The organism is Serratia sp. Ae19-1 (assembly GCF_059801225.1).
Genome location: NZ_JBCHWD010000002.1, coordinates 301,214 through 315,241, shown reverse-complemented (window position 1 = coordinate 315,241; position 14,028 = coordinate 301,214). Strand labels below are relative to the sequence as shown.

The window sequence follows — 14,028 nt, the reverse complement described above, 5'->3', positions numbered from 1 at the left end:
AGATGGCTAAGCTGACCAAGCGCATGCGCGTGATCCGTGACAAAGTTGATGCTACTAAACAGTATGACATCACTGAAGCTGTTGCTCTGCTGAAAGAGCTGGCCACCGCTAAATTCGTAGAAAGCGTTGACGTTGCCGTGAACCTCGGCATCGACGCTCGTAAATCTGACCAAAACGTTCGTGGCGCTACCGTTCTGCCACACGGCACCGGTCGTTCCGTTCGCGTTGCCGTATTTGCCCAAGGCGCTAACGCTGAAGCAGCGAAAGCTGCTGGCGCAGAGCTGGTAGGTATGGACGATCTGGCTGACCAGATCAAGAAAGGCGAAATGAACTTCGACGTTGTTATTGCTTCTCCGGATGCAATGCGCGTTGTAGGTCAACTGGGCCAGATCCTGGGTCCACGCGGCCTGATGCCAAACCCGAAAGTGGGTACCGTTACTCCGAACGTTGCTGAAGCTGTGAAAAACGCTAAAGCAGGTCAGGTTCGCTACCGTAACGACAAAAACGGCATCATCCATACCACTATCGGTAAGGTTGATTTCGACGCAGACAAACTGAAAGAAAACCTGGAAGCCCTGCTGGTTGCGCTGAAAAAAGCAAAACCTTCTCAGGCGAAAGGCATGTACATCAAGAAAGTTAGCCTCTCCACCACCATGGGTGCTGGCGTTGCTATCGATCAGAGCGGTCTGTCTGCTGCAGCGAACTAATCGCACTTGCGATTATCGCTTTGACTTGGGGCCGAGATTTGTCTAGAATCTTATGCCCCAAGGTTTTGCTATTGGCTATGCCGTAAGCAAAACAAAGATTTTTCGGTTGGAGCCTGGCCTATCCAGGCCTCCGTCCAAGACCGCAGGTGTATCGCAAGATACTTAATCCTTCCTGCGTAGACGGTGACAGAGCCTAAGAAAATTTTTCTTTTTTATAAAAGAATGTCTTTGCTGGATTCTGCTCACCGTGTTAAGCCGCTCGGCGTGGCGTTTTACAAAGCGCCGAGTGAAGTGAGTTCCGGGGATTTTCCCCGGCTAATCCAGGAGCAAAAAGCTAATGGCATTAAATCTTCAAGACAAACAAGCGATTGTTGCTGAAGTCAGCGAAGTAGCCAAAGGCGCGCTGTCTGCGGTTGTTGCGGATTCCCGCGGCGTTACCGTAGATAAAATGACTGAACTGCGTAAAGCAGGTCGTGAAGCTGGCGTTTACATGCGTGTTGTTCGCAACACCCTGATGCGTCGCGTAGTTGAAGGCACTCCATTCGAATGCCTGAAAGACACGTTTGTCGGTCCAACCTTGATTGCATTCTCTCACGAACACCCGGGCGCTGCTGCTCGTCTGTTCAAAGAGTTCGCGAAAGCGAATGCAAAATTCGAGGTTAAAGCTGCGGCCTTTGAAGGTGAGCTGATCCCAGCGGCGCAAATCGACCGCCTGGCGACGCTGCCAACTTACGAAGAAGCGATCGCACGCCTGATGGCAACCATGAAAGAAGCCGCTGCCGGCAAACTGGTTCGCACTCTGGCTGCAGTACGCGATCAGAAAGAAGCGGCGTAAGCCCCTCTTTCTTAGCCTTTGCTAACGTATTTAAACTATTTCTGAATTTTAGGAACAATTGTTATGTCTATCACTAAAGACCAAATCCTGGAAGCAGTTGCCGCTATGTCCGTAATGGACGTTGTTGAACTGGTTTCCGCTATGGAAGAAAAATTCGGCGTTTCTGCTGCTGCTGCTGTAGCTGTAGCTGCTGGCCCAGCTGAAGCTGCTGAAGAGAAAACTGAATTCGACGTTATCCTGAAAGCTGCAGGCGCTAACAAAGTTGCTGTTATCAAAGCAGTACGTGGCGCTACCGGCCTGGGTCTGAAAGAAGCTAAAGACCTGGTTGAATCTGCTCCAGCCGCTCTGAAAGAAGGCGTGAGCAAAGATGACGCAGAAGCTCTGAAAAAATCTCTGGAAGAAGCTGGCGCAGAAGTTGAAGTTAAATAAGCCAACCTTTCCGGTTGCAGCCTAGTCTTTTAGGCTGATGGCTGGTGACTTTTTAGTCACCAGCCTTTTTGCGCTGTAGGGCGCCAGTAGCGTTTCACACTGTTTGGCTGCTGGTTTCGCCTCCCAATGTTTGTTTCTATTGACGACTTAATATACCGCGGTCTTTGCACTACCAGGAGTTCTGGGGGAAGGCGCGATGAAATGGTTTAAGCGTGATAGCAAGAGACATTGCGGAAAGTGTTCCCGCTTTCCGGTCGACAAAACGGTGTTGCATGAACTGTCCCTAATCGGACGGACAGATTGGGTCACTGATCAGCGAGCTGAGGAACCCTATGGTTTACTCCTATACCGAGAAAAAACGTATTCGTAAGGATTTTGGTAAACGTCCACAAGTGCTGGACATACCATATCTCCTTTCTATCCAGCTTGACTCGTTCCAGAAGTTTATCGAGCAAGATCCAGAAGGGCAGTACGGCCTTGAAGCCGCATTCCGTTCTGTTTTCCCTATCCAGAGCTACAGTGGCAATTCGGAGCTGCAATACGTTAGCTACCGTCTTGGTGAGCCGGTCTTCGACGTCAAAGAGTGCCAGATCCGTGGTGTGACGTTCTCTGCACCGCTGCGCGTAAAACTGCGCCTGGTTATCTATGAGCGCGAAGCGCCTGAAGGTACGGTCAAAGACATCAAGGAACAAGAAGTCTACATGGGCGAAATTCCGCTCATGACCGAAAACGGCACCTTTGTGATCAACGGTACTGAGAGGGTTATCGTATCTCAGTTGCACCGTAGTCCTGGCGTATTCTTCGACAGCGATAAGGGTAAAACCCACTCCTCGGGTAAAGTGCTGTACAACGCACGCATCATCCCTTACCGCGGTTCATGGTTGGACTTCGAGTTCGATCCGAAAGACAACCTGTTCGTGCGTATTGACCGTCGCCGCAAACTGCCTGCGACCATCATTCTGCGCGCGCTGAACTACACCACTGAACAGATCCTCGACCTGTTCTTTGACAAGATCGTCTTCGAAATCCGCGACAACAAGCTGCAGATGGAGCTGGTGCCTGAGCGCCTGCGTGGTGAGACCGCTTCGTTCGATATCGAAGCCAACGGCAAGATCTACGTAGAGAAAGGCCGTCGCATCACCGCTCGTCATATCCGTCAGCTGGAAAAAGACGACATTCAGAGCATTGAAGTACCGGTAGAGTACATCGCGGGCAAAGTGGTCGCGAAAGACTATATCGATACCAATACCGGCGAACTGATCTGCGCAGCCAACATGGAGCTGTCGCTGGATCTGCTGGCCAAGCTGAGCCAGTCTGGCCACAAGCGCATCGAAACGCTGTTCACCAACGATCTGGACCACGGCGCGTACATCTCTGAAACGCTGCGTGTCGATCCGACCAACGATCGTCTGAGCTCGCTGGTAGAAATCTACCGCATGATGCGTCCTGGTGAGCCGCCAACGCGCGAAGCTGCCGAAAGCCTGTTCGAGAACCTGTTCTTCTCCGAAGACCGCTACGATCTGTCCGCGGTTGGCCGTATGAAGTTCAACCGTTCTCTGCTGCGCGACGAGATCGAAGGTTCGGGCATCCTGAGCAAAGACGACATCATCGAAGTGATGAAGAAGCTCATCGATATCCGTAACGGCAAGGGCGAAGTGGACGATATCGACCACTTGGGCAACCGTCGTATCCGCTCCGTCGGCGAAATGGCCGAGAACCAGTTCCGCGTAGGTCTGGTGCGTGTTGAGCGTGCGGTGAAAGAGCGTCTGTCTCTGGGCGATCTGGATACCCTGATGCCTCAGGACATGATCAACGCCAAGCCGATTTCGGCGGCGGTGAAAGAGTTCTTCGGCTCCAGCCAGCTGTCCCAGTTCATGGACCAGAACAACCCGTTGTCCGAGATCACGCACAAGCGTCGTATCTCCGCACTGGGCCCGGGCGGTCTGACCCGTGAGCGCGCCGGCTTTGAAGTTCGAGACGTACACCCGACCCACTACGGCCGCGTGTGCCCAATCGAAACGCCGGAAGGTCCAAACATCGGTCTGATCAACTCCCTGTCCGTGTACGCACAGACTAACGAGTATGGCTTCCTGGAAACCCCGTACCGCCGCGTGCGTGACGGCGTGGTGACCGATGAAATCAACTACCTGTCTGCTATTGAAGAAGGCAACTTCGTTATCGCCCAGGCGAACTCCAACCTGGATGAAGAAGGCCGCTTCGTAGAAGACCTGGTCACCTGTCGTAGCAAAGGCGAATCAAGCCTGTTCAGCCGCGACCAGGTTGACTACATGGACGTATCCACCCAACAGGTTGTTTCCGTTGGTGCCTCACTGATTCCATTCCTGGAACACGATGACGCCAACCGTGCATTGATGGGTGCGAACATGCAACGTCAGGCCGTACCAACCCTGCGCGCTGACAAGCCGCTGGTCGGTACCGGTATGGAACGCGCTGTAGCGGTTGACTCCGGCGTAACCGCCGTTGCCAAACGCGGCGGTGTGATCCAGTACGTGGATGCTTCCCGTATCGTTATCAAAGTTAACGAAGACGAGATGTACCCGGGCGAAGCAGGTATCGATATTTACAACCTGACCAAGTACACCCGTTCTAACCAGAACACCTGCATCAACCAGATGCCGTGTGTGAATCTGGGTGAGCCAATCGAGCGCGGCGACGTGCTGGCGGATGGCCCATCGACAGACCTGGGCGAACTGGCACTGGGCCAGAACATGCGCGTAGCGTTCATGCCTTGGAACGGCTACAACTTCGAAGACTCCATCTTGGTCTCCGAGCGCGTGGTGCAGGAAGATCGCTTCACCACCATCCACATCCAGGAACTGGCGTGCGTGTCTCGCGACACCAAGCTGGGGCCTGAAGAGATCACTGCCGACATCCCTAACGTGGGTGAAGCTGCGCTCTCCAAACTGGATGAATCCGGTATCGTGTATATCGGTGCTGAAGTGACTGGCGGCGACATTCTGGTCGGTAAGGTAACGCCTAAAGGCGAAACCCAGCTGACGCCGGAAGAGAAACTGCTGCGTGCGATCTTCGGTGAGAAAGCGTCTGACGTTAAAGACTCTTCTCTGCGTGTACCGAACGGCGTTTCCGGTACGGTTATCGACGTGCAGGTCTTCACCCGCGATGGCGTGGAAAAAGACAAGCGCGCGTTGGAAATCGAAGAGATGCAGCTGAAGCAGGCGAAGAAAGACCTGACTGAAGAACTGCAGATCCTGGAAGCCGGCCTGTTCGCACGTATCCACGCGGTGCTGGTTGCCGGTGGCATCGAAGCCGACAAGCTGAGCAAACTGCCGCGCGATCGCTGGCTGGAACTGGGCCTGACCGACGAAGAGAAGCAAAACCAGCTGGAGCAGCTGGCTGAGCAGTACGACGAACTGAAATCCGACTTCGAGAAGAAGCTGGAAGCCAAGCGTCGTAAGATCACTCAGGGCGACGATCTGGCGCCGGGCGTGCTGAAAATCGTCAAGGTTTATCTGGCCGTTAAACGTCAGATCCAACCGGGTGACAAGATGGCGGGCCGCCACGGTAACAAGGGTGTTATCTCCAAGATCAACCCGATCGAAGATATGCCTTACGATGAAAACGGCACGCCGGTAGACATCGTACTGAACCCGCTGGGCGTACCATCACGTATGAACATCGGTCAGATCCTGGAAACCCACCTGGGTATGGCTGCGAAAGGCATTGGTGAGAAGATCAACCAAATGCTGAAGCAGCAGCAGGAAGTGGCCAAGCTGCGTGAGTTCATCCAGAAGGCCTACGATCTGGGCGACGACGTTTGCCAGAAAGTTGACCTGAACACCTTCAGCGACGACGAAGTGCTGCGTCTGGCAGAGAACCTGAAAAAAGGTATGCCGATCGCAACGCCGGTGTTTGACGGTGCGAAAGAGACTGAAATCAAGAAGCTGCTGGAAATGGGCGGAATCCCGACCTCCGGTCAGATCACGCTGTTCGATGGCCGTACCGGTGAGCAATTCGAGCGCCAGGTTACTGTCGGCTATATGTACATGCTGAAACTGAACCACTTGGTTGACGATAAAATGCACGCCCGTTCAACCGGTTCTTACAGCTTGGTTACTCAGCAACCTCTGGGTGGTAAAGCGCAGTTCGGTGGTCAACGCTTCGGTGAGATGGAAGTGTGGGCACTGGAAGCATACGGCGCGGCTTATACCCTGCAGGAAATGCTCACCGTTAAGTCGGATGACGTTAACGGCCGTACCAAGATGTACAAAAACATCGTGGATGGCGATCACCGGATGGAGCCAGGCATGCCGGAATCCTTCAACGTACTGTTGAAAGAAATCCGCTCGCTCGGCATCAACATCGAACTGGAAGACGAGTAATCGTCATGCCGGCTCAGGCTCCCCGCCTAAGGGAGCCTGAGGGTGGTTGTTCAGGTCACACGGGTACCTACTGCGGTTGTGGGTACCCAACAGGTTTAACTCCGACAGGAGCCAATCCGTGAAAGACTTATTGAAGTTTCTGAAAGCGCAAACTAAGACCGAAGAGTTTGATGCGATCAAGATTGCTCTGGCCTCGCCAGACATGATCCGTTCGTGGTCGTTCGGTGAAGTTAAGAAGCCGGAAACCATTAACTACCGTACGTTCAAACCTGAACGTGACGGCCTTTTCTGCGCCCGTATCTTCGGGCCGGTAAAAGATTACGAGTGCCTGTGCGGTAAGTACAAGCGCTTGAAACACCGCGGCGTGATCTGTGAGAAGTGCGGCGTTGAAGTGACCCAGACCAAAGTGCGCCGTGAGCGCATGGGCCACATCGAGCTGGCTTCGCCGACCGCGCACATCTGGTTCCTGAAATCGCTGCCATCCCGCATCGGTTTGCTGCTGGATATGCCGCTGCGTGACATCGAACGCGTACTGTACTTCGAATCCTATGTGGTGGTCGAAGGCGGTATGACCAACCTCGAGCGTCGTCAGATCCTGACCGAAGAGCAGTATCTGGACGCGCTGGAAGAGTTCGGTGACGAATTCGACGCCAAGATGGGTGCGGAAGCTATTCAGGCCCTGTTGAAAAACATGGATCTGGAAGCCGAGTGCGAGCAGCTGCGTGAAGAGCTGAACGAAACCAACTCCGAAACCAAGCGCAAGAAGCTGACCAAGCGTATCAAGCTGCTGGAAGCGTTCGTACAGTCCGGTAACAAGCCGGAGTGGATGATCCTGACCGTGCTGCCGGTACTGCCGCCGGATCTGCGTCCTCTGGTTCCGCTGGATGGCGGCCGTTTCGCGACCTCGGATCTGAACGATCTGTATCGCCGCGTGATCAACCGTAACAACCGTCTGAAACGCCTGCTGGATCTGGCTGCGCCTGACATCATCGTGCGCAACGAAAAGCGTATGCTGCAAGAAGCGGTAGATGCCCTGCTGGATAACGGCCGTCGCGGTCGTGCGATCACCGGTTCCAACAAACGTCCTCTGAAATCTTTGGCCGACATGATCAAAGGTAAGCAGGGTCGTTTCCGTCAGAACCTGCTCGGTAAACGCGTTGACTACTCCGGTCGTTCCGTAATCACCGTAGGTCCATACCTGCGTCTGCATCAGTGCGGTCTGCCTAAGAAGATGGCGCTGGAGCTGTTCAAACCGTTCATCTACGGCAAGTTGGAGCTGCGTGGCCTGGCCACCACCATCAAAGCCGCCAAGAAAATGGTTGAGCGTGAAGAAGCCGTCGTTTGGGATATCCTGGACGAAGTGATCCGCGAACACCCGGTACTGCTGAACCGTGCACCAACCCTGCACCGTTTGGGTATCCAGGCGTTTGAACCGGTTCTGATCGAAGGTAAAGCGATCCAGCTGCACCCGCTGGTTTGTGCGGCCTATAACGCCGACTTCGATGGTGACCAGATGGCCGTTCACGTACCGCTGACGCTGGAAGCCCAGCTGGAAGCGCGTGCGCTGATGATGTCCACCAACAACATCCTGTCCCCAGCGAACGGCGAGCCAATCATCGTTCCTTCTCAGGACGTTGTACTGGGTCTGTACTACATGACCCGCGACTGTGTTAACGCCAAAGGCGAAGGCATGGTGCTGAACGGTTCCAAAGAAGCTGAGCGTGTTTACCGCGCCGGCCTGGCGTCTCTGCATGCGCGCGTTAAAGTGCGTATCACCGAAGACGTCAAGAACGCCGAAGGCGAATGGACCTCTCAGACCAGCATCATCGACACCACCATCGGCCGCGCCATCCTGTGGATGATCGTACCGAAAGGTCTGCCGTACGCGATCGTTAACCAGCCTTTGGGCAAGAAAGCGATCTCCAAGATGCTGAACACCTGTTACCGCATCCTGGGCCTGAAGCCGACCGTTATCTTTGCTGACCAGATCATGTACACCGGTTTTGCTTACGCAGCCCGTTCCGGCGCTTCCGTAGGTATCGACGACATGGTTATCCCGGCCAAGAAAGCGGAGATCATCGAAGAAGCGGAAACCGAAGTTGCCGAGATCCAGGAGCAGTTCCAGTCTGGTCTGGTTACCGCCGGCGAACGCTACAACAAAGTGATCGATATCTGGGCTGCAGCGAACGAACGCGTTGCGAAAGCGATGATGGAAAACCTGTCGGTCGAAGACGTGGTTAACCGTGACGGCGAAGTGGAACAGCAAGTTTCCTTCAACAGCATCTTTATGATGGCCGACTCCGGTGCGCGTGGTTCCGCCGCTCAGATTCGTCAGCTAGCCGGTATGCGTGGTCTGATGGCGAAGCCGGACGGCTCCATCATCGAAACGCCAATCACCGCGAACTTCCGTGAAGGTCTGAACGTACTCCAGTACTTCATCTCCACCCACGGTGCTCGTAAAGGTCTGGCGGATACCGCACTGAAAACCGCGAACTCCGGTTATCTGACCCGTCGTCTGGTTGACGTGGCGCAGGATCTGGTGGTGACCGAAGACGACTGTGGCACCCACGACGGCATCCTGATGACTCCGGTTATCGAAGGTGGCGACGTGAAAGAGCCGCTGCGTGAACGCGTTCTGGGCCGTGTGACGGCAGAAGACGTCCTCAAGCCGGGTACGGCGGACATTCTGGTGCCACGCAACACCCTGCTGAACGAGAAGGCGTGTGACCTGTTGGAAGAGAACTCTGTCGACAGCGTTAAAGTCCGTTCCGTGGTGAGCTGTGAAACCGACTTTGGTGTGTGTGCAAACTGCTACGGTCGCGACCTGGCACGTGGCCACATCATCAACAAAGGTGAAGCCATCGGCGTTATCGCGGCACAGTCCATCGGTGAGCCGGGTACACAGCTGACGATGCGTACGTTCCACATCGGTGGTGCGGCATCTCGTGCGGCTGCTGAATCCAGCATCCAGGTGAAAAACAAGGGTAGCCTGAAGCTGAGCAACGCGAAGTTCGTTATGAACGCCGCAGGCAAGCTGGTAATCACCTCGCGTAACACCGAACTGAAACTGATCGACGAATTCGGCCGTACCAAAGAAAGCTACAAGGTGCCTTACGGCGCCGTGATGGGCAAAGGCGACGGTGAAGAAGTTAACGGCGGCGAAACCGTTGCTAACTGGGATCCGCACACCATGCCGGTCATCAGTGAAGTCAGCGGCTTCATTCGCTTCGCGGACATGGTTGACGGCCAGACCATTACTCGCCAGACCGACGAACTGACCGGTTTGTCTTCTCTGGTAGTTCTGGACAGCGCAGAGCGTACCGGTAGCGGTAAAGACCTGCGTCCGGCGCTGAAAATCGTTGACGCTCAGGGCGAAGACGTATTGATCCCAGGTACTGATATGCCTGCTCAATACTTCCTGCCGGGCAAAGCGATCGTTCAGCTGGAAGACGGCATTCAGATCGGTGCGGGTGATACCCTGGCGCGTATTCCTCAGGAATCCGGCGGTACCAAGGATATTACCGGTGGTCTGCCGCGCGTTGCCGACCTGTTCGAAGCACGTCGTCCGAAAGAGCCGGCAATCCTGGCTGAAATCAGCGGGATTATCTCGTTCGGTAAAGAGACCAAAGGCAAACGTCGCCTGGTGATCTCTCCGCTGGACGGCAGCGACGCTTACGAAGAGATGATTCCGAAATGGCGTCAGCTCAACGTGTTCGAAGGCGAAGTGGTGGAACGTGGCGACGTCGTATCCGACGGCCCAGAGTCTCCGCACGACATTCTGCGTCTGCGTGGCGTGCATGCGGTTACCCGCTACATCACCAACGAAGTGCAGGAAGTTTACCGTCTGCAAGGCGTTAAGATTAACGATAAGCACATCGAAGTTATCGTTCGTCAGATGCTGCGTAAAGGCACTATCGTTAGCGCTGGTGGCTCCGAGTTCCTGGAAGGCGAGCAGGCTGAAGTGTCTCGCGTCAAGATTGCCAACCGTCAGCTGGAAGCTGAAGGTAAAATCGCGGCAACCTTCTCGCGCGATCTGCTGGGTATCACCAAGGCATCCTTGGCGACCGAGTCCTTCATCTCCGCCGCATCGTTCCAGGAAACGACGCGCGTTCTGACCGAAGCTGCCGTAGCCGGCAAGCGTGATGAACTGCGTGGCCTGAAAGAGAACGTCATCGTGGGCCGTCTGATCCCAGCCGGTACCGGTTACGCTTATCATCAGGACCGCATGCGTCGTCGTGCTCAGGGTGAAACGCCGGTTGTTCCGCAAGTCAGCGCGGAAGAAGCGACGGCTAACCTGGCCGAACTGCTCAACGCAGGCCTGGGCGGCAGCGACGACGAGTAATCGTCATCCGTGCCGCGGGCCCGGCATGCCGGGCCCTATCGCCAGATAAACCGCTCCTTCGGGGGCGGTTTTTTTTCGCCTCGCATCGGGTTATGACAAACTTTGCTACTATGGTTACAGCAGAATTGACCTGCGCTTTTTATCTGACAACCAAGGACAGTGCGAAACATGGACAGCCTCCTCACCTTCGAAAAACTGACGGCGCAACACCTGCCTTACCTGTATGAGATCCGTTTTTCCGTCGAAGAAAACCTGCTGCATCCGCATCAGATTCAGTATCTGCAGCGCAAACAGGCGCTGGAGGACATCAATCAGGGCGGCGGCTGGATCTGCAAGCATGGCGATGACTATGCCGGCGTGGGATTCGGGCTGTTCATCCCCGAACCGCTGATCGGCGGCCTGTTCGTGAAGCCGGAATACCAATCGCTGGGGATCGGCTCCGCCTTGTTGGCGCGAGTCACCGCCTGGATGTTTGAGCACGGCGCCGAGGCGATCCACTTAACCACCGATCCGGGCTCCAGGGCCGAAGGCTTTTATCAACATCACGGCTGGGTCTTGGTCGGGCAGGATGAATTCGGCCAGGCCGAACTGGTGAAACGCAAAGAGGGTGAATAATGAAAATCAAAGGATTGATGACGCTGCTGCTGTTTTCGCTGTTCTGCGCGCCGCTGTATGCGGCGGTTGACTATTTTTACCTGAAACCGCTCGATGGCGAGAAGATCAAGATAACCCGGCAGATGCTGGAGGCGATGCCGCCGCACACGATCAAAACCTCGACCAATTTCACCCCGGAAGATACGTTCACCGGCGTTGAGTTTGCGGAGCTGGTGAAAGCCTATCATCTGCAAGGTCAGGCGGTGCGTGCTTTCGCCTGGGACGATTATTCCTACTCAATGCCGATTGACGAGATGATTAAATATCGCGTGATCGTCGCCTATCAGCGCGGCGGTAAGCCGATCGACGTTGGGGAGCTGGGACCGTTCGCCATTATCTATCCGCGCGATCAATATGCCGAGTTGAATAATCTGGACGTGAATGCGAAAACCGTCTGGCAGGTCAAACGGTTGGAGATTAAGTAAGATGAGCAAGAAACTGATCGGTACTCTTATCGCGTTGGTTGCCATCTTCTCCCTATTAATTTTGTTGATTGCCATTAATTTCGGCGGCGTAAAAGATCGTTATAAGCAGATCGAACCCAATCTGGACAATTACTCGGTGGCCGAGATCCTTTTTTTGGCGTTCGAAAGGAGCAAAACCGCGTTGCTGCTCAGTGAAAATAACGACTACGACGCCTTCCTGATCAAAAAGAAAATCTTTTACTCAAAGATCCAGATCCTGGAGAGCCGCTCGACCTTCAGCGACTCATTTTATTACGACGACGAATTTATCAAGAATGTCGCACTGCTGAAGCAACAGTACCGCACGTTAGACGGTCTCTCCGCCGGCTTGCTGGCGGGGCAGAAAAGCAAGGCGGATATTCTCGCCTATATGGATGACATCGAAGGCACGCTGGTTGATATCCAGGAGATTATCTATCGGATACAGATCAAAAACTTTACCGAAGTGAAAGGCATCATCCAGGATAATTCGAGTAAAGCCGAGATGTTCGCCTTCTTTTCGCTGATTTTGGTATTCCTGATGATGTTCCTGGTGTTGAGAAATGCCTTCTCATTAAAAGAGATCATCAAGAACAAGAACATTTTCATCTCTTCCATCTACCACGAGATCGCCGGCTCGACCCAGGCTATCGTCATTGCCGCGGACATCATGGAGCATGAGCTGGCGCAGGAGGAGCTGAAAAAAGAGGCCCGCCTGATTTCCTATCACGGCAATAAGATAGCCGAACAAACGCGCGAGGTGATGGATTACTCGCGGCTTGAGATGGGGGAGGTCAAAGTCAATATTTCCACCTTCCGGCTGAATGACGTGGTGGACGATGCCGTGACCGGTATCGGCACCGGGCGCGGCAACCGCCTCGAGATCCACCGTTCGTCTTATCGTGCGCCTATCGGCTCCGATAAGTACAAGCTCTACCGGATAATGGCCAATTTGCTCAGCAATGCGGACAAGTTTACGCACCACGGCGTGGTCAGCCTCAATGTGAAGGTGTGCCACGGCCATCTGTATTTACGGGTGAAAGACAATGGCATTGGGTTTAACGTCAATAATCTGGATCGGTTATACAAGGCGTTTAACCAGGGCGTAGAAAAAGAAACGCGGCAGGGATTGGGGCTGGGGCTGACCATTATCAAAAATTATGTCACGACGATGAAAGGCACCATCAGGGTTAAATCTGTCGAAGGCGTTGGCTCATCGTTTTTTATTCGCATTCCGGTCAAGCTAATTAAAGAATAGGTTCGACAGCAGCAGTGAGGAGATAATCAGCGGTTTGGTCGGTTTTTCCACCAGGTGCACGTCATAGTGCAGGATCATGTCGCCGATGTTCTTCTCGTAGTGGTTCAGTTGGCCGGTGAGAATAATGATGCGGGCGTGCGGATCGAGGGCGTCTTTAATTTTCTTCACCACGCGTTCGGAGGTCTCGCCGAAGTCCAACAGCCAGTCCAAAATAAACGCCTCAAAGGACTGCTGCTCCAGCGCGGCCAGCATGGCGTCCGCCGTTTGGAAGGTTTCGGTCTCAATGCCGTATCGGCTGGCGATCTTCTTCAGAAGTTCGAGGATATCGCTGTCATTATCCAGGATGGCGATGCGCGGGGCCGGCAGAAAGTCTATCTTGTTGACTCTATACAGCGGTAATTCGGCCTGCGTATCTCGGCTGGTATTGATGATGAAAAGATCGTCTTTTTTGTAGGCGTAGGTTTCGTCGTCGTTTGCGTGTGTGACCGGGTGTTGGTCGACCTCAATGTTACAGCGCTTGTGAATACTGTTCATGATAAAGACGCCGTTATGCGTCCTTTGGCCGGCAAACGGCTCGTTGAAATACTGAAAAACCTTTTTCACTTCGTCGAGGGTGATGCCTCTTTTGCCATCCAGTTTCTGCTTGGCGCTGTTGTATTGGAGGTTCAGTATGTTGGCCATCGTGGAGGCATGTTTTCTGTCGCCAACTCCTTTCAGAGTGAGCAACGCGCTGATTGCATCGATGTAATTTGGCGTTTTCTTCATGACAACCCTGGCTTTTTTGATGTTGACCGCGAGCGTTGCAAAATCTGCGCGAGGACCCGTGCTGGATTATAGATGAAGCCTCGGGTATTGCGGTGATATCAGTTTGATTTTCCTTGGCAAACTCAAAACACACTCGATACTAAATAAAAAAACACTCAAAAGACATTCACATTTAATCGTTTATATGATTAATTAGCGCACATACTGTGTGATTCGCGTCCTGGGGGGGTGCCA

9 protein-coding genes are annotated in these 14,028 nt (G+C 53.9%); 8 read left to right on the top strand and 1 reads right to left on the bottom strand.

All coding sequences use genetic code 11. The features are described from left to right. Positions 1–2 precede the first annotated feature (2 nt). The 8 genes from rplA to AAIE04_RS06785 all read left to right on the top strand — a co-directional run bounded on the left by rplA (position 3) and on the right by AAIE04_RS06785 (position 13,029). Entirely contained in the window at positions 3–707 is a 705-nt protein-coding gene (gene rplA, locus AAIE04_RS06820) for a 50S ribosomal protein L1 (protein WP_019456443.1), read from the top strand. Between the two features lie 337 nt (positions 708–1,044). Further along, positions 1,045–1,542 (top strand): 50S ribosomal protein L10, encoded by a 498-nt coding sequence (gene rplJ / locus AAIE04_RS06815; protein ID WP_004929905.1) that lies wholly within the window; start codon positions 1,045–1,047, stop codon positions 1,540–1,542. 63 nt (positions 1,543–1,605) lie between these two features. Beyond that, the gene (gene rplL, locus AAIE04_RS06810; protein WP_004929903.1) at positions 1,606–1,971 is read left to right on the top strand and encodes a 50S ribosomal protein L7/L12; all 366 of its coding nucleotides are present in this window, start codon (positions 1,606–1,608) and stop codon (positions 1,969–1,971) included. A 332-nt stretch (positions 1,972–2,303) separates the two neighbouring features. Then, positions 2,304–6,332, top strand: coding sequence for a DNA-directed RNA polymerase subunit beta (gene rpoB, locus AAIE04_RS06805; protein WP_004929900.1), 4,029 nt, complete (start codon positions 2,304–2,306; stop codon positions 6,330–6,332). Between the two features lie 118 nt (positions 6,333–6,450). After that, a complete protein-coding gene (gene rpoC / locus AAIE04_RS06800) occupies positions 6,451–10,674 on the top strand; it encodes a DNA-directed RNA polymerase subunit beta' (protein ID WP_019456442.1) in 4,224 nt (1,407 codons plus the stop codon). Between the two features lie 168 nt (positions 10,675–10,842). Beyond that, positions 10,843–11,289 carry a GNAT family N-acetyltransferase gene (locus AAIE04_RS06795; RefSeq protein WP_198637371.1) on the top strand — a complete coding sequence of 149 codons (447 nt, stop codon included), beginning with the start codon at positions 10,843–10,845 and terminating at the stop codon, positions 11,287–11,289. Continuing rightward, entirely contained in the window at positions 11,289–11,753 is a 465-nt protein-coding gene (locus AAIE04_RS06790; protein ID WP_063917919.1) for a putative pterin-binding protein, read from the top strand. The genes AAIE04_RS06795 and AAIE04_RS06790 overlap by 1 nt, the downstream gene beginning before the upstream one ends. Position 11,754: 1 nt before the next feature. After that, a complete protein-coding gene (locus AAIE04_RS06785) occupies positions 11,755–13,029 on the top strand; it encodes a sensor histidine kinase (RefSeq protein WP_154747883.1) in 1,275 nt (424 codons plus the stop codon). On the opposite strand, the gene AAIE04_RS06780 is transcribed toward AAIE04_RS06785, so the two are convergent. Then, complete coding sequence (locus tag AAIE04_RS06780; RefSeq protein WP_232807657.1) at positions 13,015–13,710, bottom strand: response regulator; 696 nt, start codon at positions 13,708–13,710, stop codon at positions 13,015–13,017. The two genes, AAIE04_RS06785 and AAIE04_RS06780, sit on opposite strands and share 15 nt — an antisense overlap. Positions 13,711–14,028: the final 318 nt, after the last annotated feature.

Coding starts and splice junctions, on each gene's coding strand:
- AAIE04_RS06780 (WP_232807657.1), bottom strand. CDS start 13,710: ATGGCCAACATACTGAACCTCCAATACAACAGCGCCAAGCAGAAACTG.
- rpoB (WP_004929900.1), top strand. CDS start 2,304: ATGGTTTACTCCTATACCGAGAAAAAACGTATTCGTAAGGATTTTGGT.
- AAIE04_RS06790 (WP_063917919.1), top strand. CDS start 11,289: ATGAAAATCAAAGGATTGATGACGCTGCTGCTGTTTTCGCTGTTCTGC.
- AAIE04_RS06795 (WP_198637371.1), top strand. CDS start 10,843: ATGGACAGCCTCCTCACCTTCGAAAAACTGACGGCGCAACACCTGCCT.
- rplA (WP_019456443.1), top strand. CDS start 3: ATGGCTAAGCTGACCAAGCGCATGCGCGTGATCCGTGACAAAGTTGAT.
- AAIE04_RS06785 (WP_154747883.1), top strand. CDS start 11,755: ATGAGCAAGAAACTGATCGGTACTCTTATCGCGTTGGTTGCCATCTTC.
- rplL (WP_004929903.1), top strand. CDS start 1,606: ATGTCTATCACTAAAGACCAAATCCTGGAAGCAGTTGCCGCTATGTCC.
- rplJ (WP_004929905.1), top strand. CDS start 1,045: ATGGCATTAAATCTTCAAGACAAACAAGCGATTGTTGCTGAAGTCAGC.